Origin of the sequence: Streptomyces morookaense (assembly GCF_013030945.1) — a bacterium.
Lineage (GTDB): Bacteria > Actinomycetota > Actinomycetes > Streptomycetales > Streptomycetaceae > Streptomyces > Streptomyces morookaensis.
Map to the genome: position 1 here is coordinate 16,925 of NZ_JABBXF010000069.1, position 23,568 is coordinate 40,492.

The following is a 23,568-nucleotide window of genomic DNA, read 5'->3' on the forward strand; positions in this document are numbered from 1 at the left end:
GCCGGGCCGCCGCACAGTGGGCACATGACTACACCAGCAGAAGCCGAAGCCGCACCCGGACCGGGCAACGCCGCAGAGTGCGTCGATGTCGTCGTGGTGGGCGGCGGACTGGCCGGCCTCGGGGCCGCTCTGACCCTCGGCCGCGCGCGTCGCTCGGTCCTCGTCATCGACGCGGGCCACCCGCGCAACGCGCCGGCCGCTCACTCGCACGGTTACCTGACCCGCGACGGCACACCTCCGCTGGAACTGCTCAGGCTGGGGCGGCAGGAGGTGCGCGGCTACGGCGGGCGGGTCATCGAGGGCACCGTCGAGACCATCGCGCGGCTCGACGACGGCCGCTTTCGCCTCACCACCGGGGAAGGCACCAGCCACCTGGCGCGGAGGGCGCTCGTGACCACAGGACTGGTGGACCGGTATCCGCGCATCCCCGGCCTGCACGACCGGTGGGGACGCGACGTCGTCCACTGCCCCTACTGCTTCGGCTGGGAGTACCGCGACCGCGCCCTCGCCGTCCTCGGCACCGGACCCGGCGCGGCGGCGCAGGCACTGATGTGGCGCCAGTGGAGCGAGGACGTGGTGCTGTTCCAGCACACCGCGCCCGAGCCCACCGAAGAGGAACAGGCCCGGCTCGCGGCCCGCGGCGTCACGGTCGTGCCGGGCGAGGTGGCTGCGGTCGAGGTCGACGACGACCGCGTCGTCGGCATCCGGCTCGCCTCGGGCGAGGTCCGACCACGCGAGGTCATTGTCATCGGCCCGCGGTTCGAGTTCCGGCACGAACTGCTCGACCCCCTGGGCGTCAAGGCAGTCGAGCACCCGCTCGGCATCGGCCGTCAGGCCGAGGCCGACCTGAGCGGCTTCACCGGTGTCCCCGGCGTGTGGGTCGCCGGCAACGTGCTCGATGTGACCGCAGGCGTCATGCAGTCCGCGGCATCCGGTGTCACGGCAGCCGCCGCGCTCAACGCCGACCTGACCGCGGACGACGCCGCACGCGCCGTTCTGGCACGGTGAACGCCGCGACACAACGCCGCGCGAGCGAAGTCGCAGGCAACTTCCCAGCCGGCCCCGGTGATCAACGCGACACCCGGCGACAGCGCCCTGGACCGCCTCACCGACCTACGTCACGATGTCCGCGGTGCGGGCGGTGGTGCGCTGGTCGGCGAAGGAGATGCGGGGGCCCGTGCCTTCGGCGGGTGTTGCGGTCTCCTTCTCCGGGTTACGGAGGCCGAGGGTGACGTGGTGTCCGGTCGTGGCGAGGTTGGTGCCGACGCGGCCGACACCGCGGCGCCCCGAGGGTGGAGGGCAGTTCGGTGACGAGCCCGGGTGGTGGCCCGGGTGCCTCCATGATGTGCAGGTCGGAGTGGCACGCACCGGCACCCGCGACCTTCACCAGCACCTGCCCCGGTCCGGGCTCGGGAACCGGCACCTCGCGCAGCTCCGGCGACTGCTGCCATCCGACCAGTTGAAACGCCCGCATTGCGACCCGTCGCCCACACACGCTCAGTCGCGGACACCGTCGATGTCGACCAGGACGTGCCGCGGTCCGCGGAAGATCTGGTTGTGCCGGTACGGCGGCGGGTCCTCGACGAGCCGGGGGTTCTCCACCCGGCGGACGAACTCGCCGACCGCGACCTGGACTTCCAGCCGCGCGAGCGGGGCGCCGAAGCAGAAGTGGATGCCCTGGCTGAAGCCGAGGTGCTGGTTGTCGCGGCGCTCGAGATCGAGTTCATCGGGGTCGGTGAACCGTTCCGGATCGCGGTTCGCCGAGCCGTACACCAGGAAGATCGGTGCTCCCTTGGGGATGGTGGTGCCGGCGATGTCGATGTCTTCCAGGGCGGAGCGGGTGTGCCAGAACTGCACCGACGACTCGAAGCGCAACAGTTCCTCCACCGCGGACACGATCAACTCCGGCCGGCGGCGCAGCTGTTCCAGCGCGTCGGGGTGGCGCAGCAGGGTGAGGACGCTGTGGGCGATCAGGTTGACCGTGGTTTCGTGTCCCGCGAAGATCAGGAGCAGGGCGTTGCTCGCGAGGACGCCCTTGGACATCCGTCCTTCCGGGCCGTCCTCGTTGACCAAGGCGGAGAGCATGCCCGGGCCGGGCTGGTCGGCGTACCGGTCGAGCAGCTCGGCTGCGAACTGTCCGAAGTCCTGCACGGCCTGCCGGGCCCCGGCCAGTCGGCTCCGGATCTCCTCGGAGGCGGCTTCGGGCCCGAAGTCCAGGGCGTCCAGGGCCGTTTCGATCCAGTGGTGGAAGCGTGGCTCGTCCTCCAGCGGCACGCCCAGGACCTTGCAGATCACCGTCACCGGCAGGGGGTAGGCGAAGTCGTCGACGGCGTCGATCCGGGTCTTGCCCCTCATGTCGTCCAGGAGGCCGTCCACGAGGCGGCGGATGTCGGGTTCCAAGTCGGAGATCAGGTGAGGCGCCTGGGGCGGGCCGACGAAGTGCGGCATCATCGTCCGGCGGTCCCGGTCGTGCTCGGGTGGATCGCAGGTGATGATGTTCGGCTCGGTCAGCGCCTCTCTGATCGGCTCGGCCGCCGGTTCCCCCGAGTCCTCCGTACGGGCCGCGACCGGGACCGGACACTTCCTCGGGTCCGAACTGACCCGGGGGTCGTGGAGCAGCGCGACGATCTCCCGGTAGGTGCTGACGACATAGGTGCCGTCCGGTTGCCGCGCCACCGGTGTCTTGCGCAGTTCCTCGTAGAACGGGTACGGGTTGGCGCGGTTGGCGTAGCGCAGGGCCTGCTGCCAGGGGGTTTCCTCGACCACGAGGCTCCCCTCCTTCTTCCTGTCGGTGCTGTCCGCCCATCCGCCCGGTCGGCGGTCGGGTCAGCGATGTCGCGGCCGGAACTCGGCCGTACGCTCGCTCGGGGCGTGTCCGGTCAGGACGACGTCGGGGATCGCCGTCGGGACCCTCGGGTCCGGGAACTCGGCCGGCATCGGCTTCATGTCGGGCGGCTGGTCCCAGCCCGGCGGCGGAGGCGGGAACGGACCGGACTGCTCGATCAACTTCCCGTAGTACTCCAGCCACTTGCCGTGATCGAAGGTGACGGCCGCGACGATGCGGCCCCGGTGACCGTAGGCGGCGGCGAAGCGGTGTTCCTCGACGGATCCCTGGGTGAAGACGATCTCGTCGCCGAAAGGCGGCACGCCGACGGACTTGATGTTCACGCCGAACTGACCGGACCAGAAGCCGGGCAGCAGCAGATGCGGGCGGTAGTGGGGTTCGAGGTTCACCATGTTGTGGGCCGCGGCCTCCGCGCCGAGCACCGCGTTGTCCCAGTGCTCCATCGCCAGGAACTGATACTCGTAGAGCACATGCGGCGCACGTGCCACATCCCCTGCCACGAAGATGCTGTCGGTTACCACGCCGTTGATGTCGAAGGCCCGTCCGCCGGCGTCGCATCCGACGCCCCAGAAACCGGCCGCCAATCCGGAGCCCTCCAGCCATTCCACGTTGCGGATCGACCCCAGCGAAGTCACCACCACATCGGCGTCGACGGTCGAACCGTCCGAAAGCCGAGCACGCCGCACGTGCCCGCCGGAGTCGCCCTCCAGCGACGACACGCCCAGCCCGCAGCGCAGGTCCACGCCGTGATCGCGCTGCAGCTGCGCGGCGATCTCCCCGATCACCCCGCCGAGCGCGCCGACCAGCGGCGCCGAACCCCGCTCGACGACGGTCACCGGGATGTCCAGTTCCCGGCAGACGGAGGACACTTCCGAGCCGATGAACCCGGCGCCGATGACCAACACCCGCGACGGCGGCTCGGCCAGCTCCTTTTGCAACTGCGCGGCATCATCGCGCGAGCGGATCGTGTGGACCCCCTGCAGGGCGGCCTCGGCCTGGTTGGGCCACTGCCGCGCGCGGGTGCCCGTGGCGATCAGCAACCGGTCGTACGGGACCTGCTCACCGTCGGCCAGGCGCACCTGCTTGGCGGCCCGATCCAGCCCGACGGCAGCCACCCCGAGTCGCCAGTCGGCATCCACTTCCCGCATGCGGGGCAACTTGGTGTGGTCGGCCGGCACCCAGCCCTTGAGCACCTGCTTGGACAGCGGCGGACGGTCGTACGGCTCGTACGGCTCGTCCCCGACGATGGTCAGAGAACCGGTGAAGCCCTCCTCGCGCAGAGTCTCCGCGGCCCGCAGCCCGGCCAGAGAAGCACCCACGATGACGATCCGGCCGCTGGCCCGGAACTCGCGCACCAGCTCCGCGACCGTTGCCCGCAAGGTCATGATGTCTGGCCCCGCTCCTCGCCGTTCAGGCGGTCGATCACGATCGCCTGCACCGGGCACGCCGCAGCGGCTCGCTCGACCTGCAGGCGCCGCTGGTCATCAGGGTTCGGCTCATAGGTGAGCGCCTCCTGACCGTTCAACCTGAAGACCTCGTGCGCCAGATACACGCACTGTGCGTATCCCTGGCAGCGATTCAAGTCCACGACGATCCGCATGGGCAGACTCCTTCCGCTCTGCCGACCGCTCCACGGCGGCGACCACCGACACGGTCATGCGGCTGTGGCGGGGTTCAGGCCGTCTGCCAGGTGAGCCGACCGCGGGTGTTCCACCCGTCAGCCCGGAACCCCGGCTGAGCAGGTCCGGTCTTATTCGCTGCGATACCGCTTCACGGGTGACGTCTGTCGGAGTGTCGCAGCGCGAAGGGCGCGCCCCCTCCCATGGCGCCGGCATTCAAGGCTCGGCCCGGCCGTTGCGCCCCCTGGAAAAATGCTTGCACCGCCTTCCGACGATCGCAAACTGCCGTTCGAGGCCCAGCACGTCGGTCACCCCCGACGCGCGACGCCACCCCGACACACGCCGCGGCTGCTGCGGTCGCTGCGGCTGCGGTTGTCCTCCTGGCTTGGGGCCGGGGCAGCGGACAGATGAGACGGGCGCCGACCTGAGCGCCGGGTACCGTCAGGGTATGAGTCATCCGCACCCCGAGCTGAAAGCCGCCCCACCCCTTCCCGAAGGAGGGCTGCGGGTCATCGCCCTGGGCGGCCTGGGTGAGATCGGCCGCAACATGACCGTCTTCGAGCACGCGGGCAAGCTGCTCATCGTCGACTGCGGCGTGCTGTTCCCCGAGGAGACCCAGCCCGGCGTGGACGTGATCCTGCCGGACTTCACCTCGATCCGGGACCGGCTGGACGACATCGTGGCCGTGGTCCTCACCCACGGCCACGAGGACCACATCGGCGGCGTGCCGTACCTGCTGCGCGAGCGGTCCGACATTCCCGTGGTCGGCTCCAAGCTGACGCTGGCGTTCCTGGAGGCCAAGCTCAAGGAACACGGAATCCGGCCGCGCCCGGTGCGGGTGCGGGAGGGCGACCGGCGTGGCTTCGGGCCCTTCGACTGCGAGTTCGTGGCGGTGAACCACTCCATCCCCGACAGCCTCGCGGTCGCTCTCCGCACCCGGGCCGGGATGGTGCTGCACACCGGCGACTTCAAGATGGACCAGTTCCCTCTCGACGACCGCATCACCGATCTGCGTGCCTTCGCCCGCCTCGGCGAGGAGGGCGTGGACCTGTTCCTCACCGACTCCACCAACGCCGAAGTACCCGGTTTCACCACCTCCGAGCGAGAGCTGAACCCGGCGATCGAGCAGGTGATGCGCACCGCGCCGCGCCGGGTCATCGTCTCCAGCTTCGCCAGCCACGTGCACCGCATCCAGCAGGTCCTGGACGCCGCCCACCAGCACGGCCGCAAGGTCGCCTTCGTCGGCCGGTCGATGGTCCGCAACATGGGCATCGCCCGTGACCTGGGCTATCTGAAGGTCCCCTCCGGTCTGGTCGTGAGCACGAAGGAGCTGGAGAAGCTCCCGGACCACCAGATCACTCTGGTGTGCACCGGCTCCCAGGGCGAACCGATGGCCGCGCTGTCACGGATGGCCAACCGCGACCACATGATCCGCATCGGCAAGGGCGACACCGTCCTGCTCGCCAGCTCCCTCATCCCCGGCAACGAGAACGCCATCTACCGGGTGATCAACGGACTCACCCGGTGGGGCGCCCACGTGGTCCACAAGGGCAACGCCAAGGTGCACGTCTCCGGGCACGCCAGCGCCGGCGAACTCGTCTACTGCTACAACATCGTCAAACCCCGCAACGTCATGCCCGTGCACGGCGAATGGCGCCACCTGCGGGCCAACGCCGACCTCGCCATCCGTACCGGTGTCGCCCCCGACCGGGTCGTCCTCGCCGAGGACGGCGTCGTCGTCGACCTGGTCGACGGACGCGCATCCATCACCGGCAAGGTCCCCGCCGGCAACGTCTACGTGGACGGCATGGAAGTCGGCGGCGCCACCGAAGCGTCCCTCAAGGACCGCCTCACCCTCGCCGCCGAAGGCGTGGTCACGGTAGTGGCGATCGTCGACGCGGACACCGGCGCCCTCGCCGAGGCTCCCGACTTCCTGGCCCGCGGCTTCGTCCACGACGATGCCACCTTCGAGCCGGTCATCCCCGTCATCGAGAAGACCCTGGCCACCGCGGCCCAGGAGGGCGTCGGGGACGCGCGCCAACTCGAACAACTCGTCGCCCGCGCCGTGGCGAACTGGGCGTTCCGCACCCACCGCCGCAAGCCCCTCATCATCCCCGTCATCGTCGACGCCTGAGCCACAGCCCGGCACCACGGTTCCCGTTGCAATGAGTCATCGGAAACCCGCAGTTCAGCTGCACGGTAGCCGCGCAGGACATGCGGCTCGCGTGCCCGTCGACCACCAGGGGCCGCGCAGCAATGGCTGCGCGGCCCCTGATCTTGAGCCGGCCCGGCACGAGATCAGGCGACTTCGTCCAGGTGGGCGGCAGGGCCCGCACGGGCGGCGACCACCGGACGCGGCGTACGCGATCCCTCGGGCAGGTCCGCGAGGTCAGGCCAGGTTGATGTTCTCGGCCTGCGGGCCCTTCTGACCCTGGGTGACGTCGAACGTCACGGCCTGGCCCTCCTGGAGCTCACGAAAGCCCGTGGAGTTGATCGCGGAGTAGTGCGCGAAGACATCCGGGCCGCCGCCGTCCTGGGCGATGAAGCCGAAGCCCTTCTCCGCGTTGAACCACTTCACAGTTCCCGTAGCCATGGTCATGCCTTCCAGTCGATGAACGCCTCCCACCCCACGTGGCAGACAGAGGTGATCGCCCTGGTCCCTGCGGCACAGCACAGCAAAACGCCCACACCGGAGGCGTGGGCAAGAGGGAATTCCGAACCACGACAGCTGACACAGACGTTACACGCCCACACGCCGCGTCACCATAGGAAAAGATCACTCCGCACACCGAGACCGTGCGTGCGATGCCCGCCGGCGCTGACGGGCATGCTCATCTCATTCTGCTGCCGTCGGGTTCGCCGATTCGGCGGCGCGGCGATATTCGGCGTTGATGCGCTGGGCCTCCTCGAGCTGGTCTTCGAGGATGACGATCCGGCAGGCGGCCTCGATGGGGGTGCCCCGATCGACGAGTTCCCGGGCGCGGGCGGCGATGCGCAGCTGGTAGCGGGAGTAGCGGCGGTGGCCGCCTTCGGAGCGCAGGGGGGTGATCAGGCGGGCTTCGCCGAGGGCGCGGAGGAAGGCGGGGGTGGTACCGACCATCTCGGCCGCCCGGCCCATGGTGTAGGCGGGGTAATCGTCGTCGTCGAGACGGCCGAACGTGTCATCTGCTGTCATTGCACCTCTCTGTGGAACGCGTCGAGGGGCCCTGGCGCCGTCTGGCACCAGGGCCCCGAAGGAACTACTACACCATCTGCCGGCCCTGACACTGGACCGGCCCTCTGTTTCCGCGGACCCGACCGAGACGCTGTCGGGGGCGCGGGGATCGCGGTTGCTCGACCGGAGACCACCTCACTATCGATGTCCTGCGGTACCCGGGTCCTGGACTCCACCCGGGCGATCCTGATGGCGCTCGGCTCCTCCGTCCTTCCCTCTTGATCAACTACTCGCCGACGAAAACCGTCGGACTGCTGGGTACTGCGAACTTGCACTTACGGGTACTGCCACTGCGGCACTGCTCATGGCGGCCCCTGATCACTGCGGGCCACCCGGTCCGGTCGTCAGTCCCGTCACCGCCCTGCAACCGCTCTGGCTTCGGAACTCCACCACCGAACCGTCCTGCGAACTGCAACTGCTGTACTGCTACCCGGCAGTTCACTTCTGCCGAGCATCGCCCGATCTCGGCTACAAGAGAAACCATAACCACGCCGCCACCAAATTTCTACTCCGGCTGGCATAGATTTCCGCATGCTCGAAGACAAGGTAATCCGCCTCGACCGGTCCAGGGGCGGTTCGAGCAGCTCCGAGGCCCAGTCCGGCGCCCACAGTGACCCACCGCCGCGCGGGCACGAGGGTCGGCGCCGCCCTCGACGATCCCGGGATGATCGGGCAGCTCGTGGAAGCGTGCACGCGGGTGCGGCGATCCGCGGGGCGACGCTCCTGCTGCCGCCTCAGCGCCTTGGCGAGGATCTGCCTCCTCGTCCCGGGTCCCTCCCGCGCTCGCGCAAGCACTGTGGCCCTGCGGGGTTGGCGGGTGGAGGGGCGGGCACAGGGGGTTGAGCAGGCACGCGCAGGGCACGGAACGGGCGTACGGTGCGAGCGGTCGGTCACCTGCCGCGCCGGCTCACGCGTCGGTACGAGGATCAGCCCCAGCGGCTGGCAGGGTTCAGCACGCTGCCCAGCGGTACGGGCGAGCAGGGCGAGGCCGAAGGCACGAACTCACCTTGCACTGCGGCTGGCCGGCAGCCGTAACCGCCGGAACGGGCGGGGCCGCCGGAACGGCGCGATGCCTGTGAGCCCATGCGGCTGCTGCCCTTTCCGGCGTCGGCACTGCCGTGACGGGAGCGGTCGTTCGTGCGTGTGCGGTTCGTGCGGAACCTTCCTCGATGTGGCGCAGATCAAGGAATTCCCGCAGCAATGAGCGGCGTCGAGAATTACAGGCATGGATCGGTAGCAAAATCCGTGCGTGACGATACCGCCAATTCCCCGAGTCGCCCGCAGTTGAATCACTGCGGGAGATGCGTGCAGCTGGGGCCCGCACCCCGAAGGATGCGGGCCCCAGCTGCAAAATGCGCGTCAGCGTCAGGCCGGAACGATGTTCTCGGCCGTCGGGCCCTTCTGGCCCTGCGCGATGTCGAAGGTCACCTTCTGGCCTTCGAGGAGCTCACGGAAGCCCTGCGCGGCAATGTTCGAGTAGTGGGCGAACACGTCGGCACCGCCACCGTCCTGCTCGATGAAGCCGAAGCCCTTTTCCGCGTTGAACCACTTCACGGTGCCAGCAGCCATGTCATATCTCCTTCGGGGCAGTACATCGGGATCCGCACTGCGCGAACGCCGTGTCGCCGCAATGATTACCCCGTCCGGAAATGACCGGAAATACAGAAGTGCCTCCAACCGACAGAACCGGTGGGGCACTTGAAGTTTTGGGAACCACAACTGCAACCGAGATCGACAGTAGCACGCCGGAACGTCCCGCGCACATTACGTAATTCCACTCCACTCAGTGCGACAAAAACTCTCACCACCCGGTCCGTCAAAGTCTCACTTCGCAAGCACAGATATTGACCCACTCGGAGTGCTGCTTTCAGGAGGAGCAGTCCCACAAGGTGCAACCCTGACCGCCAGGGGGGCGACGACGTACACCGCTGTGGGAGATGCCGCCGACGCAGGCGGTCGCCCACCAGGGCAGAGACGACGGCAGAGACGACGGCACACACGGAGCGCGCCATGCGGGCGAACCCGGTGCCCTGCGAACCGGCACACCGCGTCATTCCGAAGGAATGTGGAACTCGAATTCGGGCCGGTCCCACGGCACGGCGGGCGGGTTCGCGAGTGCGGTCCCGGTCCGCACTGCACCGGCGCGGCGGTAGAAGTCCTCGGCGGGACGATGCGACACGACCTTGACGCGGTCGAGCCCGGCGGCACGGGCCTCGGACTGCATGTGCGCGACGAGCAGTCGTCCGATGCCCCGTCCTTGTGCTTCGTCGGCGACGAACAACAGGTCGAGCTCCGGTGGAGCGAGGACGAGCGAGTAGAACCCGAGGACCCGGTCTGCGTGCTCGTCGGCGCCGACGGCTACGAAGGTGCGGTGGGCCTCGATGTAATCAGGGCCGACTCGGTAGCCTGCGACTGCGGCTGCGTACTTGCCCTCGTAGGCGCCTGAGCCACGCACGAGCCGCGTGAGCCGTTTGGCATCCCGCGCGACGGCCCTCCGTATGGTGACCGGCCGGTTGGTCGGGGACGTGCGTGAGGTCATCGGGAGAGTATTTCGCACCGGAGAGTGCCTCCGTGCAGCGGGTCTGCTGCTCGGGCAGCGTTCCCGCACCGCTCCCGGGCACCGCTCGCCCTGGCCCCGACCGACCACGTCACTGCCGCCGGAACAGGTCGCCCGCCAGCAGCAGCTGGACGCCCGAACCACTGCGGAGGATCCGACACCAGGCGAGACATCACCCACTCGGAAGCCTCCCGGCTGAACCTCAGCTGCCCCGAGCCTCGGCGACTTCCTCGATCCGCCCGCGCCTTGGCCGTAAACCGATCGCGGCCGGCGGCATCCGGCCATGGGACCGGCCGCGGGCGGTTCTGCCTTCGCCGGGCTAGAAGTGCTGTGCCCCCGCCATGATGGCCTCGCGGATGCGGTGGTAGGTGCCGCAGCGGCAGACGTTGCGGATCTCGTCCAGGTCGGCCTCGGTGATCTCACGCCCGGTGGCGCGGGCCTGTTTGACCTTGGCGACCGCGGCCATGATCTGGCCGGGCTGGCAGTAGCCGCATTGGGCGACGTCGTGCTCCAGCCATGCCTCCTGCATGGGGTGCAGGTCCTTGCCGACGGTGGCGGGCAGCCCCTCGATGGTGGTGATCTCGTCGTCCGGCCGGATGCTCTTGACCGGCACGGAACAGGGGTTGAACGCCTTGCCGTTGATGTGGCTGGTGCACGCCTGGCAGACGCCGAGTCCGCAACCGTACTTCGGCCCGGTGACACCCAGGACGTCGCGCAGCACCCACAGCAGCCGCACATCGTCCTCGACGTCCACCGTGACGGGCTTGCCATTGAGGATGAAGGTGTGTTCGGGCACGGTCGCTCGTTTCTAGTAGGCGCGGTCCAGGCCGTCGGTCGGCGATTGCGGGATCGGAGGGACGGTCGGCAGCGGCTCGAAGCCGAGCGGGCCGGAGTGGTTGACGGGAAACGTCGTCGGCATGGTGCCGGTGGCCGCGCCGTAGGCGCAGGCGACCGCGGCAGCGGCGGCACCGACCGCCAACTCCCCCGCACCGCCGGGCTTTTCACTGCTCGGGGGCATGACCACGATGTCCAGCTCGGGTGGGGTGTTCCACTGACGGGTGTAGAAGTAGTTGTCCCAGCTGCCCTCCAGGAACGCACCGTCCTTGAGGTGCAGACCCGAGGTGAGGGTGATGGCGATGCCGTCCATGATGCCGCCCATCATCTGGGCCTCAAGGCCCTTCGGATTGATGGCGAGGCCGACGTCGACGGCGCAGACGACCCTGGTGACGCGCGGTCCGGTGCAGGCGTCGGGAACATGCCGCCCGGTGGTCTGCGGGCGGCAGTCGATCTCGGCGAGTACGGCGACGACTCCGTGGTACTCGGGGTGTACGGCGATGCCCTGCGCCATGCCGCTCGGCAACTCCCGACCCCAGCCGCCCAGTTCCGCGACCTTGTCCAGGACGGCCCTGGCCCGGTCGTCCTTGATGAGCTGCCGGCGAAGGCCGAGGCGGTCCTTGCCCATCTCGTCCGCGAGCCGGTCGAGAACGAGTTCCTGCGCGCACCGGACATTGGGCGAGTAGATGCCACGCATGCTGCCGGTGTTGAAGCCCTTGTCCACCTCGTTGAGGAAATGGGTGTGGAGGCCGAGGTCGTAGGGCGTCTGCTGGGTGAGCGTGAAAATGGTCTCGGAGAAGGCGAGATCGCCGACCGGCAGCCTGGCGGCCGACGCGGTGATGATCTCCCCGAGGCCGTGGCCGAAGTCGGTGGACACGGAGGTGTGCCGCTGTTCATAGGTGAGCACCTTGCCCAGCGCATGCGTGGCCCGTATGCGAGAGGTGGCCATCGGGTGCGTACGCCCCTGGCGGAACTCGTCGGTTCGGTGCCACATGAGCTTGACCGGCTTGCCCATCGCCCGGGAGATCTCGGCGGCTTCGAGGGCGGCGTCGAAGAACAGCTTGCGGCCGAACGAGCCGCCGCCCTCCGTGACATGCACCGTGACCGCACTCGGCAGCAGCCCCAGCTTCGCCGCGATCTTCTCCTTGGCGACGATCGGTGACTTCAGGGATGCCCAGATCTCGGCCCGGTCCTGCCGTACATCGGCCACGGCGCAGTTGGGCTCCAACGCGCTGTTGCTGGCGAAATGGAAGGTGAAGGTGGCCTCGACAGTCTTGGCCAGCACATGCAACGGCGGTACCGCCAGGGGGACTTCCGCCGCCTTCAGCTCGCGCAGAACCGTTTCGTCGGATTCCCCTTCCGCCGTCCCGGGTCCCCAGGCCACCTTGAGCGCGCGTACCGCGTCGATGCACTGGCCGAAGGTCCGTGCACGTACCGCCACGCCCGTGGAGATGACCGCGACATCGGTGACGCCTGGCATCGCCCGTACCGCGTCGACGTTCTGTACGGACCGCACGGTGCCGTTGACCGTGGGCGGCCGGCACACCATGGCCGGGAATGCGCCCGGCACCTGCAGGTCCATGGCGAACTGCTTGCGGCCGGTCACGCTCGCCAGCGCATCGACCCGGTTGCGCGGGGTGCCGATGACCGAGAAGGCGGAGCGGGGTTTGAGGTCCGTGGCGACCCGTACGGTCTTCAGGCTCGCGGCCTTCTCCGCGAGCGAACCGTATGCCGCGCTCCGGCCGTTGGGGGCGGTGACCACACCGGCCCTGACGGTCAGCGTGGATATCTCGGCGTCCAGCACTTCGGCCGCGACCTCCAAGAGGCGCTGTCTGGCGATCGCGGCGGCGACACGGACCGGAGTGTAGGTGGAGATGGTGGCGTTGGAGCCGCCGGTGAGCTGGTTGAAGAGCAGTTCGGGGCGCGCGTCGGCGAGGGTGACGCGGATCTTCTCCAGTGGCAGATCCAGTTCCTCGGCGATCAGCATCGCGGTGGATGTGGTGATCCCCTGACCCACCTCGGCACGCGGCAGGGCGAACGAGGCCGTGCCGTCGGCGTGTACCTGGATGGTGATGAGGCCGGACGTCGGCAGCGCCGCATCCGTGAGCATGTCGTTGAAGTCGAACAACCTGGTCAGCTCGGGGAGCGAGGCCGGCGCGGCGTGCGCCGGCGCGGTGCCGGCCGCCGCTTCGCCCAGCTGAACGGCGACGGCGAGAGTCGGCGCCGCCAGGAGATAGCCGAGGAACCTGCGGCGGCCGACCCCGGCATGGGGGTGCGGGGCGGCTTCGTCCTGCTCCTGCGGCAGACGATTGTGACCGTCCATCATCTGTCCTCTCACGGAGCATGGTTGATCGACCTACCGGATGGTAGCGAAGGCATGCGCACGACAGAAGCGAGGGATTCTGCTGAGCCAGGCCCCCTCCTGGCCCGCCGGGGCAACGGTTGACCGACGGCCAAGCGCAGCAGACGCAGGCGGGCTGGCACAGCGCTCCGTAACACCGTTTCAATGCATGCCACGCGCGGGTCGCCGGCCGGTCCTGGTCGGGCGTGTTCGGCATCGTCGTCCGGGGCCGGTTCTCACTGCCGACGTTATCGGTCACGTGCCCCTGCTCGCTCCAGGGGGCGGTACGTCCGTCTTCCCCGAGCGGCCGGCCCGGCGATCCATTCCACCACGGCCCTGCCCCGGCAGCCGTGGTGGCCGGGCACCCGCCCATCGGCAGACGCCATCCGAGGCATGACGGTGTGCACCTGCCGGTTGTTGTGCTGTGAGGTCGGTATCGTCCGCGGCAATGCACCAGGTCGGCGACACGACAGCGCCATGCAGAGGAGGACTGCCATGGCCGATCGGCGGCGCGGGAATTCGCCCGACGACGGCTCTGCCCCGCCGCTGACGGAGGCTCACCACCCGGGCGTGCACGACACAGCGCGCCTCGCGCTGGTGATCGGTGCTCTCGGCGTGGTGTTCGGCGATATCGGGACCAGCCCCATCTACACCCTGCAGACGGTGTTCAACCCGAGCGATCCGCACCCCGTCCCGGTCACCGAGCAGAACGTGTACGGGGTGGTGTCCCTCGTCTTCTGGTCGGTGGTGCTCATCGTCCAGTGCACCTATGTGCTGCTGGCGATGCGTGCCGACAACGACGGCGAGGGCGGCATCATGGCGCTGATCACCCTCCTGCGGCGGCTGGGTTCACAGCGGAGCCGACGGACCACTGCCGTACTGGCCGCGCTGGGCATCTTCGGCGCATCGCTGTTCCTCGGCGACAGCATGATCACCCCGGCGATCTCGGTGCTCTCCGCGATGGAAGGGCTCAAGGTCGTCGAGCCGTCACTGGAAGGCGCTGTCGTGCCGGCCACCGCCGTGATCATCGTGGTGCTGTTCCTGGTGCAGCGCAGGGGCACGGCAACGGTGGGCCGGGTGTTCGGGCCTGTGATGATCGCCTGGTTCGTGGCCATCGGCGCGTGCGGCGCCGTCGGCATCGCCGACCACCCGCAGATCCTCAGGGCTCTGTCGCCGACCTACGCCCTGGGCTTCCTGGCCGGCCACTTCGGCACCGCATTCTTCGCCCTGGCCGCGGTCGTGCTCGCGGTCACCGGCGCCGAGGCGCTCTACGCCGACATGGGGCACTTCGGCCGCCGGTCGATCACCCGCGCCTGGCTGCTCCTCGTCTTCCCGGCGTGCCTCCTGAGCTACTTCGGCCAAGGCGCGCTGATCCTCACCGGTCCGCACAACGTCAGCAGCCCCTTCTTCCTCCTCGTGCCCGAGTGGGGACGGCTGCCCCTGGTCCTGCTGGCCACGGCGGCGACGGTGATCGCATCCCAGGCGGTGATCACCGGCGCGTACTCGGTCGCCTCGCAGGCCGCCCAGCTCGGCTACCTGCCGAGGCTGCGGATCGCGTACACCTCCGAGTCCACCATGGGCCAGATCTACGTACCCTGGATCAACTGGCTGCTGATGGTCTCGGTCATCACCCTGGTCTTCGCCTTCCGCAGCTCCACGGCCCTGGCCTTCGCGTTCGGCATGGCGGTCACCGGCACCATCACCATCACCACCCTGCTGTTCTTCTGCATCGCCCGTGCGAAATGGGGCACGCCCGGGTGGCTGATCGCCATCGGCGCGACCGTGCTGCTCCTCGTGGACCTGCTGTTCGTGGCGGCCAACCTCACCAAACTCGTTCACGGCGCGTGGCTGCCGCTGCTGATCGGACTCACCGCGTTCACGGTCATGACGACCTGGCAGCGCGGCCGCGAACTCGTCACCGCGGAGCGGGGGCGGCACGAAGGCTCGCTGAGCGGGTTCATCGACGACCTGCGCAGTGGGAGGACGTCGACGCTCCGGGTCCCCGGCACCGCCGTCTTCCTCAACCGGGGCAAGCAGACCGCGCCCTTGGCCATGCGGGCCAACGTCGAGCACAACCACGTACGGCACGACCACGTCGTGATCCTGTCCATCGAGACCGAGCCCGTGCCCCGCGTCCCGGCCGACCAGCGGATCGTCGTCGACGACCTCGGCTACGCCGACGACGGGATCATCCACGTCACCGCCCGGTTCGGCTACATGGAGACGCCGGACGTACCCGGCGCGCTGGCGAATCTCGCCCCGTCCCGGACGGAGGGACAACTGCAGATCGACCAGGCCTCCTACTTCCTGTCGAAAATCGACCTCCGGCGCGGAAAAGCACCGACAATGGCCCCTTGGCGCAAGCGGCTGTTCATCGCCACCTCCTACATCACGGCCGACGCCGCCGAGTACTTCGGCCTCCCCCACGACCGCACGGTCATCATGGGCTCGCACATCGAGGTGTAAGCACCCGGATCGGCAACGGGCGGTTCCTGACGGACATCGCGCTTGGGCCCGGGCTCATGCCGCAGCAATCGCCCAGCACCAGCGGGAACCTGTGCACCACTTCCGTGGACAGGGCCGACGGCTACCGCCCGCCCCCCACAGCGTCAATCACTCTCCGCCACTTTTATTCGAGTCGCACAATCGGACCCGAGGAGGCACAGGCTCACCCGGACGAGGAAGGTGACAGACCCACACCAACACCCGGGCACCGTCCGGCTCCCCGTGCAACGATGATCACACCACCCTCCGGCACCCGGAGGAAGGTGCTCAAAGTTTCAATAATTGCTGCTACATGTAAATCGTCATCCCTAGCCACCACACCAGAGCGACAGGAGCACGACCCACATGCCCGGCACACCCGTCACCACCGCCACCGCCCAGATCGGCGTCACCGGACTCGCCGTCATGGGCAGCAACCTCGCCCGCAACTTCGCGCGCCACGGCCACACCGTCGCCGTCCACAACCGCACAACGGCCCGCACCACGGCCCTCATTGACGAACACGGCCACGAAGGCACCTTCGTCCCAGCCGAGACCCCCGAAGAATTCGTCGCCGCACTCCAAAAGCCCCGCCGCCTCATCATCATGGTCAAGGCCGGCGACCCCACCGACGCCGTCATCGACGAATTCGCGCCCCTCCTCGACGAAGGGGACATGATCATCGACGGCGGCAACGCCCACTTCCTCGACACCCGCCGCCGCGAGAAGAAACTCCGAGAACTCGGCATCCACTTCGTCGGCACCGGCATCTCCGGCGGCGAGGAAGGCGCCCTCAACGGGCCCAGCATCATGCCCGGCGGGTCGGCGGAATCCTACAAGTCGCTCGGACCGCTCCTCGAGTCCATCGCCGCCAAGGCCCCCGACGGCACCCCCTGTTGCACCCACATCGGCCCCGACGCCGCCGGGCACTTCGTCAAAATGGTGCACAACGGCATCGAATACGCCGATATGCAACTCATCGCCGAGGCCTACAACCTGCTGCGCACCGTCGCCGGTTACGAGCCGGACCGGATCGCCGAGATCTTCCGTGGCTGGAACACCGGGCGGCTGGACTCCTACCTGATCGAGATCACCGCCGAGGTGCTCGCCCATACCGATGCGGCCACCGGGAAGCCGTTCGTCGACGTGGTGGCCGACGAGGCCGAGCAGAAGGGCACCGGGCGGTGGACCGTGCAGACCGCGCTGGACCTCGGGGTTCCGGTTTCCGGTATCGCCGAGGCTGTTTTCGCCCGGTCCGTCTCCGGGCACACCGACCTGCGGCGTGCCGCGCGCTCCCTGCCCGGTCCCGGCGCCGAGCCATTGTCCGCCGACGCGGCGGAGGCGTTCGCGGCGCAGGTGGAGGAGGCGCTCTACGCCTCGAAGGTGGTGTCCTACGCGCAGGGCTGGAACATGATCAGCGCTGCGAGCGCCGAGTACGGCTGGGACATCGACCTCGGGTCGACAGCCGCCATCTGGCGGGGCGGGTGCATCATCCGCGCCGCCTTCCTCGACCGCATCCGTACCGCGTTCGCCGCCGACCCCGCGCTGCCCACGCTGCTGGCGGACAAGGAGTTCGCGGACGAGGTCGGCCGGGCGCAGGACGCCTGGCGTGCGGTCGTCGCGACCGCGGTGCGCCACGGCGTGCCGACGCCGGGCTTCTCTGCCGCCCTCGCCTACTACGACGCGCTGCGGGCGGAGCGGCTGCCGGCCGCCCTGACGCAGGGGCAGCGTGACTTCTTCGGGGCGCACACCTACCGGCGCACCGACCGCGAGGGCTCGTTCCACACCGTGTGGGCCGGCGACCGCCACGAGGAAGCGGCCGGCTGAGGCTGCCGGGACGCCCGGCCGGAATGCGACACGTAGTGCGACACGTATTGCGGGACGGAATGCGACACGCAATACGGGCGGCGTCCATCCGGCCGGGCCCGCCATCGGAATTCATGGCGTCACCAGCGATACCACCGACCCCTTTTCCCGCCGGAACCCACGCTGCGGAAAAGGAATCCCAGCAGCCACACGATCAGCACGGCCATGGCGAGCCACCACAGCACGTGCAGTGCAAATCCCGCACCGCCCAGAATCAGGGCGAGCAGCAGGACGACGACAAGTACGGCCATATCCGCCCCCTTTCTACTCGGCAGGGATATTCCCTTTACGGGGCCGGATAACCGGTTTTCGGTCAGGCGGGGTGCGGGCTGTCTCCGTCCAGGAGCAGTTGGGGCACCTGGGTGAAGGACCAGTCCCCGCCGCCCTTGCGGGTGAAGACCCAGACCAGGTCGAAGCGGTCGTCCGGCCAGGCCTTCGGCGGCTCGGGCCGTACCGTGCCCAGGCCCTTGACGATGGCGGAGATCCGGTGGTGCTCCCAGGCCACCAGGGTGGCACCGTGCAGCCCGACGAGTTCCTCGGCCAGCGCCGCCTCGTCGTCCGTGCGGTGGTCGACGTTGGGCTTCAGCTTGAGCTTCGCCGCCAGCGGCGTGACCGTCTCGCTGGGCCGCAGGCCTCCCCCGCCGTTGTGCGGCGAGGCGGCGTAGACGGCGGTCGGCCGCACCAGGCCCTGGCGCAGCGGTGTGCCGCCGTCCGGCGCGAAGAGGCCGGTCAGCGCCCCCGCGCGCTGCCAGCCGCGGACGGTGAGCGCGTGCACGCTCTGCTCGCCGTCCTCGGTGATGCCGAAAGGCGGCTTCTTGCCGCTCTCCTTGGGCTTCTCCGCATGCCGGATGATCATGATGGTGTCGTCGCCGGAGGCCGGAGCCCGGCCCGTCTCGCCCGCCGCCGCACTCTTCTTCTTGCCGCCGCAGGCCGTCGCCATGGCGCCGGTCGCCGCCACGGCGCCGCCGGCGCCGATCATGCGCAGCAGGGTGCGGCGCCGTGGCGCCCGGGGTGTCTCCATCTCCGGCTCCTTCGTGTCGAGGGCACGTCAACGTCGCGCACATCACGCACGTCAACTCCCGTTCGCCGTCCATGCTCGCGGATGGCCCCGGCATCCCGTCAGGTCAGGTTCGCCTTCCCACACCCACCACTCCGCCTCCCCGGAGTCGCGACCGTCCCGAAACTGCCGCACAGTGACGGCATGGCAGCGGACGGCGGGCCTCCCCCACCCGGCGAGGAGCATCGCGTCGGGCGCCGCGAATCGCCCGAGGAGCGCGCGGACCGGCGCTGGGGCGAGCTGCTCCAGGAGGTGCGGGTCGCGCAGACCGGGGTGCAGATCCTCTTCGGCTTCCTGCTGACGGTGGCCTTCACCCCGCGCTTCGCCTCGCTGGACGACGCCGACCGGCTCATCTACGTGGTCACCGTGGCGCTCGGCGCTGCCACCACGGGGGCGCTGGTCGGGCCGGTTTCGTTCCACCGGATCGTCAGCGGGCGGCGGCTCAAGCCGCAGACCGTCACCTGGGCCTCCCGGCTCACGCTGGCCGGTGTCGTCCTGCTGCTGGCGACGGTCGTCTCGGTCCTGCTGCTGATCCTGCGCGTCGCCCTGCACAACAGCGCCGTTCCCTGGCTGGTGGGCGGGCTCATCGGCTGGCTGGTGCTGTGCTGGTTCGGGCTGCCCTGCTGGGCGCTGTACCGCTACGGGCGGCGCAGGTGAGCGCTCGCGCGGCCGTCCGGGGGATTCCGCACGCCCATTCCCGGGACGGGGTGTTTCCGCGCCGCACGAACGGTCACCCGTAGCCCGACAGCGGAAGACGCGAAGGACGGCGAAAGACGGCGAAGGACGGCACCATGCAGATCGCATTTCTCGCGGCACCGGACGGTGTCGAGCAGGTCGAACTCACCGAACCCTGGCAGGCCGCTCTCGACCACGGCGACAAACCCCGGCTCGTCTCCACCCGCAGCGGCCGGATCCAGGCCTTCAACCACCTGGACCGCGCCGACACCTTTCCTGTGGACCTGACGCTGGACGAGGCCCGTATCGAGGATTTCGACGGGCTGGTCCTTCCCGGCGGCGTCGCGAATCCCGATGCGCTGCGCATGGACCGGAAGGCCGTGGAATTCGTGAAGGGGTTCTTCGACGCCGGAAAGCCGGTCGCCGCCATCTGCCATGCCCCGTGGACGCTGATCGAGGCCGACGTGGTGCGGGGCCGCACCCTCACCTCGTGGCCCAGTCTGCAGACCGACGTGCGCAATGCGGGCGGAACGTGGGTCGACCAGCAGGTCATGCTCTGCACGGGCGGCCCCAACACGCTGGTCACCAGCCGTAAACCGGACGACCTGAAGGCTTTCTGCACGGCGTTCATCGATGCGTTCGGCAAGGCGTCGCCCGCCGACGGGGACTGACCGCCCGGTCAACACTTCATGTATTGCGCAAGCGGGGAACCCTGGGGCCCGCCCGTGCGTCCTGCCTGTCGACAGCACACCCACTGCATCATGCACGGAGGACCCCATGGCCGTGACCCTGTCCAAGGGCGGCAACGTCTCGCTGAGCAAGGAGGCCCCGGGCCTGACCGCGGTGACCGTCGGTCTGGGCTGGGACGTCCGCACCACCACGGGAGCGGACTACGACCTCGACGCCTCCGCCCTGCTCTGCGACGTGTCCGGCAGGGTCCTCTCCGACCAGCACTTCGTCTTCTTCAACAACCTCAGCAGCCCCGAGGGTTCGGTCCGGCACTCCGGTGACAACCTCACGGGCGGCGGTGACGGCGACGACGAGCAGATCCAGGTCGACCTGGCCGCCGTCCCCGCACAGGCGGCGCGGATCGTCTTCCCGGTGTCCATCTACGACGCCGAGCAGCGCGGGCAGAGCTTCGGGCAGGTGCGCAACGCGTTCATCCGCGTGGTCAACCAGGCCGACGGGCGGGAGATCGCCCGTTACGACCTGACGGAGGACGCCTCCACCGAGACCGCGATGGTCTTCGGCGAGGTGTACCGGCACGGCGGCGAGTGGAAGTTCCGGGCGATCGGGCAGGGTTACGCGTCCGGGCTGGCCGGCATCGCCCAGGACTTCGGGGTCAACGTCTAGCGTCCGAGGACGCGGATCGGGCCTTCGTCACTGGACGCGGACGACCGGCTCGTGCCGGATGGGGAAGTTCACCGAGCGGGCGATGAAGCAGACCGCGTGCACATCGCCGTGCAGTGCGCGGGCCTTGTCCGTCATCGACGCCTCGGCGACGGTCACTTCGGGCCGGAGGACGACCTCGGTGATCCGGCCTCCCCCGCCGCTCGCGTCCATGGTCATGACGCCGTGGGCCCGGTCCTCGTAGTCGACGACGGTCACCCCGCCGACGGCGCACAGGTGGAGGTACCAGAGCATATGGCACTGGGCGACCGAGGCCACCAGCAGTTCCTCGGGGTTCCAGCGGGCCGGGTCGCCGCGGAAGGCCGGATCCGAGGAGGCGGCGATGGGTGACTTCCCCTCGGCCAGCACCTCATGGGCGCGGCTGAAGGACCGGTAACCCGCCGTGCCCGGACCGAGGTTGCCGGTCCATTCGATCGTCACGTCGTAGGTGTGTGTCTCCGTCACGCGGCCAGCATAGGGGCCGCGGTCGGCTCAACTCTTGCCCGAATCCTCCTGCTTGATGTCGGATATGAGCTTGGTGCTCAAGTCCGACTGCACCGACAGGTACGTGTACGTCGGGTGCTGGTCGTCGCCCCAGGTGAGCCGCACCCGCGTCCACGTGTGCCCCGCACCGCTGTTGTCGTAGGTGACCTGCCAGGCGCGCGGCGTGTTCTGCGCCCGCAGGATCCCGTCCACGTGGTGGCTGTGCTCCCAGGACTCCAGGCGGACGCGGAACTCCTTGGTGAGGTAGTGCTCGCGCAGGGCGTTGGCGAGCGAGGTGTCGGGTTCGCCGGAGCGGGCGTCTATGTAGGCGCTGTAGAAGGCCGCCACGCGGTCCTGGGCCGAGTCGCTGCTGCCCGCGCGGACGGGCGGCGACGGGGCGTCCGCCGCGAACGCGGTGGCCGGGGCGGACAGCGTGAGCAGGGCGGCGAGGGCGATGGCGATGCGTTTGACGGTTCGGTTCACTGACTTGGCGGACATCATTTCCCCCACAGTTGTGTGTTCCTTCACCTTGTAGAGCGCTCGGCGCACCGGAAGTGTTCCTTCCGTTTTACTCGCCGCCTTACTCTCCGAGGCCCGCCTCCTCCAGGTCCAGCGCCCGCTGCAGGCGTCGCCGCGTCATGTCCCCTATGTGGTTGTCGGCATACAGCCGTGCCAGCTCCGCGGACTCCGCCGCGATCACCGTACGGCGCAACTCCCGGTAGTCCGCGGCCGATACGGCGGACGCCGCCTCTCCCTGGTCCGCGTCCGCCTGGTCCAGCCGTGCCAGCAGTCCCCGCCGCAGCTGGTCGATGACGATGGCCGGTGCCGCCTCCAGCTGTTCCATCTCCTCCAGGCATCCCAGCCCCGCCTCCGCGAGCGCCGCCCGGGCCCGGGCCTCCTCGCGGGCCGTGTGCTCCGGCTCCAGGGCGATGCCCGACCACCGCACCACCGGGGCCAGTGTGAAGCCCTGCAGGACGAGCGTGAACGCCACGACTCCCGTGGTGAGCACCAGGATCAGCGACCGGTGCGGCAGCGCCTCCCCCGCGTCCGTCGCCAGCGGCACCGACAGCGCCGCGGCCAGCGGCATCACCCCGCGCGTCCCCGCCCACGACACCACCGCGGGGACCCGCCAGGACACCGGGCCGTCGCCGCGCCGGCGCTGCATCACCACCGACAGCGGCAGCACCCCCAGCAGCCGCACCGCGATCACCGTGCCGGCCACGGCCAGCACCCCGGGCAGCCAGTCGTGCCGGCTCAGGCCGAGGGCCCGTACGAGCGTGGGGAGTTGCAGCCCGATCAGCGCGAAGACGACACTTTCCAGGAGGAAGACCACCGTGCCGTAGACGGCCTGGACCTGCAGCCGGACGGACCCGCTGGTGAGGGTGTGGCCCGTGCTGCCGAGCAGCACGCCGGCGATCACGACCGAGGTGACGCCCGAGGCGTGCAGGTCCTCGGCCAGGACGTAGCCGGCGTAGGGCGTGACAAGCGCGATGACCGTCTCCAGCACCGGGTCCTCCGTACGCCGCCGGATCAGCGCCGCCGCCCCCGCGACCGCCGCGCCCACCAGTGCACCCCCGCCGCCCAGGACCAGGAACTGGCCGCCCGCGGCCGGAAGCGAGACCGCACTCGCGGCCACCGCGGTGGTGACCGCCACCTTGAACAGCACCAGCGACGTCGCGTCGTTGAACAGGCTCTCCGCCTGCACCAGCACCTGGATGCGCGGCGGCAGCGACAACCGCCGGCCCAGCGCGGTCACCGCCACCGGGTCCGTACTGGCCAGGATCGCGCCCAGGACGAACGCCATCGTGCCCGGCAACGGGGTGATCGCCGCGGCCACCGCCCCGACCGCCGCCGCACTGACCAGCACCAGGCCGAAGGCCAGGACGGTCACCGGCCGCCACACCCTGCGCAGTTCGCGCCAGGGAATCTCCTCCGCCGAGGCGTACAGCAGCGGCGGGAGCACCGCGACACTGATCACATCTGGGGAGACCCGGACGTCGGGTATCCAGGGCAGCAGTCCCATCAGCACCCCGCCCACCACCAGCAACGAGGGGGCGGGGATCCGCCAGTGGCGGGCCCCCGTGGCGACGAGGGTGGCGAATCCGACGAGGAGCACGGTGGCGGTCAGGGTTGTCACGTGCGAATTATCACGGGTCAGGAATGCGTCAACGTCGCTGTCCAGTACCGCGATCGATGCCGCCCGG

General features: G+C 69.4%; 22 protein-coding genes and 1 pseudogene. 7 read left to right on the forward strand and 16 right to left on the reverse strand.

Going from position 1 to position 23,568, the window contains the following annotated elements:
- Positions 1-24: 24 nt before the first annotated feature.
- Positions 25-1,008 carry an NAD(P)/FAD-dependent oxidoreductase gene (locus tag HG542_RS25680; protein ID WP_171085396.1) on the forward strand — a complete coding sequence of 328 codons (984 nt, stop codon included), beginning with the start codon at positions 25-27 and terminating at the stop codon, positions 1,006-1,008.
- A gap of 105 nt (positions 1,009-1,113) precedes the next feature.
- Here the strand turns inward: HG542_RS25680 and HG542_RS35410 are convergent, their stop codons facing one another.
- The 4 genes from HG542_RS35410 to HG542_RS25700 form a co-directional block, all read right to left on the reverse strand.
- A complete protein-coding gene (locus HG542_RS35410) occupies positions 1,114-1,368 on the reverse strand; it encodes an NAD(P)-binding domain-containing protein (protein WP_229922503.1) in 255 nt (84 codons plus the stop codon).
- A 129-nt stretch (positions 1,369-1,497) separates the two neighbouring features.
- A complete protein-coding gene (locus HG542_RS25690) occupies positions 1,498-2,766 on the reverse strand; it encodes a cytochrome P450 (protein ID WP_171085399.1) in 1,269 nt (422 codons plus the stop codon).
- Between the two features lie 60 nt (positions 2,767-2,826).
- Entirely contained in the window at positions 2,827-4,230 is a 1,404-nt protein-coding gene (locus tag HG542_RS25695; RefSeq protein ID WP_171085401.1) for an NAD(P)/FAD-dependent oxidoreductase, read from the reverse strand.
- Positions 4,227-4,445 carry a ferredoxin gene (locus HG542_RS25700; protein ID WP_171085402.1) on the reverse strand — a complete coding sequence of 73 codons (219 nt, stop codon included), beginning with the start codon at positions 4,443-4,445 and terminating at the stop codon, positions 4,227-4,229. The genes HG542_RS25695 and HG542_RS25700 overlap by 4 nt, the downstream gene beginning before the upstream one ends.
- 467 nt (positions 4,446-4,912) lie before the next feature.
- Here HG542_RS25700 and HG542_RS25705 point away from each other — a divergent pair, with 467 nt between their 5' ends.
- Positions 4,913-6,598 carry a ribonuclease J gene (locus HG542_RS25705; protein WP_171085403.1) on the forward strand — a complete coding sequence of 562 codons (1,686 nt, stop codon included), beginning with the start codon at positions 4,913-4,915 and terminating at the stop codon, positions 6,596-6,598.
- 255 nt (positions 6,599-6,853) lie between these two features.
- Here the strand turns inward: HG542_RS25705 and HG542_RS25710 are convergent, their stop codons facing one another.
- The 7 genes and pseudogenes from HG542_RS25710 to HG542_RS25735 form a co-directional block, all read right to left on the reverse strand.
- Positions 6,854-7,057: a cold-shock protein gene (locus HG542_RS25710; RefSeq protein ID WP_030052720.1), complete on the reverse strand. Its 204-nt coding sequence runs from the start codon at positions 7,055-7,057 to the stop codon at positions 6,854-6,856.
- A gap of 243 nt (positions 7,058-7,300) precedes the next feature.
- On the reverse strand, positions 7,301-7,639 hold the full coding sequence (locus HG542_RS25715; RefSeq protein WP_171085404.1) for a helix-turn-helix domain-containing protein: 339 nt from the start codon (positions 7,637-7,639) through the stop codon (positions 7,301-7,303).
- 898 nt (positions 7,640-8,537) lie between these two features.
- A pseudogene (locus HG542_RS35420) lies at positions 8,538-8,763 on the reverse strand (hypothetical protein); the annotation flags it as partial.
- Positions 8,764-9,043: 280 nt separating this feature from the next.
- A complete protein-coding gene (locus HG542_RS25720) occupies positions 9,044-9,247 on the reverse strand; it encodes a cold-shock protein (RefSeq protein WP_023586116.1) in 204 nt (67 codons plus the stop codon).
- 481 nt (positions 9,248-9,728) lie between these two features.
- Positions 9,729-10,217, reverse strand: coding sequence for a GNAT family N-acetyltransferase (locus tag HG542_RS25725; protein ID WP_171085405.1), 489 nt, complete (start codon positions 10,215-10,217; stop codon positions 9,729-9,731).
- A gap of 337 nt (positions 10,218-10,554) precedes the next feature.
- Positions 10,555-11,031, reverse strand: a complete 477-nt coding sequence (locus HG542_RS25730; protein WP_109279306.1) for a (2Fe-2S)-binding protein — start codon at positions 11,029-11,031, stop codon at positions 10,555-10,557.
- A gap of 12 nt (positions 11,032-11,043) precedes the next feature.
- Positions 11,044-13,392, reverse strand: a complete 2,349-nt coding sequence (locus HG542_RS25735) for a molybdopterin cofactor-binding domain-containing protein (RefSeq protein ID WP_373313056.1) — start codon at positions 13,390-13,392, stop codon at positions 11,044-11,046.
- Between the two features lie 513 nt (positions 13,393-13,905).
- Between HG542_RS25735 and HG542_RS25740 the strand changes: the two genes are divergently transcribed.
- Together HG542_RS25740 and gnd are read left to right on the forward strand one after the other, a co-directional pair.
- Complete coding sequence (locus HG542_RS25740) at positions 13,906-15,876, forward strand: potassium transporter Kup (RefSeq protein ID WP_171085407.1); 1,971 nt, start codon at positions 13,906-13,908, stop codon at positions 15,874-15,876.
- 384 nt (positions 15,877-16,260) lie between these two features.
- Positions 16,261-17,721 (forward strand): NADP-dependent phosphogluconate dehydrogenase, encoded by a 1,461-nt coding sequence (gene gnd, locus HG542_RS25745; RefSeq protein WP_171085409.1) that lies wholly within the window; start codon positions 16,261-16,263, stop codon positions 17,719-17,721.
- A gap of 119 nt (positions 17,722-17,840) precedes the next feature.
- Here gnd and HG542_RS25750 read toward each other — a convergent pair whose 3' ends face one another.
- Both HG542_RS25750 and HG542_RS25755 read right to left on the reverse strand, forming a co-directional pair.
- Positions 17,841-18,011, reverse strand: a complete 171-nt coding sequence (locus HG542_RS25750) for a hydrophobic protein (RefSeq protein ID WP_171085411.1) — start codon at positions 18,009-18,011, stop codon at positions 17,841-17,843.
- Positions 18,012-18,073: 62 nt separating this feature from the next.
- Positions 18,074-18,781: a hypothetical protein gene (locus tag HG542_RS25755; protein ID WP_218039079.1), complete on the reverse strand. Its 708-nt coding sequence runs from the start codon at positions 18,779-18,781 to the stop codon at positions 18,074-18,076.
- Between the two features lie 180 nt (positions 18,782-18,961).
- On the opposite strand from HG542_RS25755, the gene HG542_RS25760 reads away from it, so the two are divergent.
- The 3 genes from HG542_RS25760 to HG542_RS25770 all read left to right on the forward strand — a co-directional run bounded on the left by HG542_RS25760 (position 18,962) and on the right by HG542_RS25770 (position 20,845).
- The gene (locus HG542_RS25760; protein WP_171085414.1) at positions 18,962-19,474 is read left to right on the forward strand and encodes a DUF6328 family protein; all 513 of its coding nucleotides are present in this window, start codon (positions 18,962-18,964) and stop codon (positions 19,472-19,474) included.
- Between the two features lie 134 nt (positions 19,475-19,608).
- Positions 19,609-20,163 (forward strand): type 1 glutamine amidotransferase domain-containing protein, encoded by a 555-nt coding sequence (locus HG542_RS25765; protein ID WP_171085416.1) that lies wholly within the window; start codon positions 19,609-19,611, stop codon positions 20,161-20,163.
- A gap of 106 nt (positions 20,164-20,269) precedes the next feature.
- Positions 20,270-20,845, forward strand: coding sequence for a TerD family protein (locus tag HG542_RS25770; protein WP_171085419.1), 576 nt, complete (start codon positions 20,270-20,272; stop codon positions 20,843-20,845).
- Between the two features lie 27 nt (positions 20,846-20,872).
- On the opposite strand, the gene HG542_RS25775 is transcribed toward HG542_RS25770, so the two are convergent.
- From HG542_RS25775 to HG542_RS25785, 3 genes are all read right to left on the reverse strand, one after another.
- Positions 20,873-21,346, reverse strand: coding sequence for an OsmC family protein (locus tag HG542_RS25775; protein WP_171085421.1), 474 nt, complete (start codon positions 21,344-21,346; stop codon positions 20,873-20,875).
- Positions 21,347-21,373: 27 nt separating this feature from the next.
- Positions 21,374-21,847, reverse strand: coding sequence for a hypothetical protein (locus HG542_RS25780; protein ID WP_227723896.1), 474 nt, complete (start codon positions 21,845-21,847; stop codon positions 21,374-21,376).
- A gap of 97 nt (positions 21,848-21,944) precedes the next feature.
- Positions 21,945-23,501 carry a Na+/H+ antiporter gene (locus tag HG542_RS25785; RefSeq protein ID WP_229922459.1) on the reverse strand — a complete coding sequence of 519 codons (1,557 nt, stop codon included), beginning with the start codon at positions 23,499-23,501 and terminating at the stop codon, positions 21,945-21,947.
- Positions 23,502-23,568: the final 67 nt, after the last annotated feature.

Bases quoted from the DNA above. Each gene is read 5' to 3' on its own strand.
- HG542_RS25705 (WP_171085403.1), top strand. From the start codon at position 4,913: ATGAGTCATCCGCACCCCGAGCTGAAAGCCGCCCCACCCCTTCCCGAA.
- HG542_RS25725 (WP_171085405.1), bottom strand. From the start codon at position 10,217: ATGACCTCACGCACGTCCCCGACCAACCGGCCGGTCACCATACGGAGG.
- HG542_RS25710 (WP_030052720.1), bottom strand. From the start codon at position 7,057: ATGGCTACGGGAACTGTGAAGTGGTTCAACGCGGAGAAGGGCTTCGGC.
- HG542_RS25720 (WP_023586116.1), bottom strand. From the start codon at position 9,247: ATGGCTGCTGGCACCGTGAAGTGGTTCAACGCGGAAAAGGGCTTCGGC.
- HG542_RS25770 (WP_171085419.1), top strand. From the start codon at position 20,270: ATGGCCGTGACCCTGTCCAAGGGCGGCAACGTCTCGCTGAGCAAGGAG.
- HG542_RS25715 (WP_171085404.1), bottom strand. From the start codon at position 7,639: ATGACAGCAGATGACACGTTCGGCCGTCTCGACGACGACGATTACCCC.
- HG542_RS25750 (WP_171085411.1), bottom strand. From the start codon at position 18,011: ATGGCCGTACTTGTCGTCGTCCTGCTGCTCGCCCTGATTCTGGGCGGT.
- HG542_RS25680 (WP_171085396.1), top strand. From the start codon at position 25: ATGACTACACCAGCAGAAGCCGAAGCCGCACCCGGACCGGGCAACGCC.
- HG542_RS25740 (WP_171085407.1), top strand. From the start codon at position 13,906: ATGGCCGATCGGCGGCGCGGGAATTCGCCCGACGACGGCTCTGCCCCG.
- HG542_RS25695 (WP_171085401.1), bottom strand. From the start codon at position 4,230: ATGACCTTGCGGGCAACGGTCGCGGAGCTGGTGCGCGAGTTCCGGGCC.
- HG542_RS25735 (WP_373313056.1), bottom strand. From the start codon at position 13,392: ATGGACGGTCACAATCGTCTGCCGCAGGAGCAGGACGAAGCCGCCCCG.
- gnd (WP_171085409.1), top strand. From the start codon at position 16,261: ATGCCCGGCACACCCGTCACCACCGCCACCGCCCAGATCGGCGTCACC.
- HG542_RS25700 (WP_171085402.1), bottom strand. From the start codon at position 4,445: ATGCGGATCGTCGTGGACTTGAATCGCTGCCAGGGATACGCACAGTGC.
- HG542_RS25760 (WP_171085414.1), top strand. From the start codon at position 18,962: ATGGCAGCGGACGGCGGGCCTCCCCCACCCGGCGAGGAGCATCGCGTC.
- HG542_RS25755 (WP_218039079.1), bottom strand. From the start codon at position 18,781: ATGGAGACACCCCGGGCGCCACGGCGCCGCACCCTGCTGCGCATGATC.
- HG542_RS25765 (WP_171085416.1), top strand. From the start codon at position 19,609: ATGCAGATCGCATTTCTCGCGGCACCGGACGGTGTCGAGCAGGTCGAA.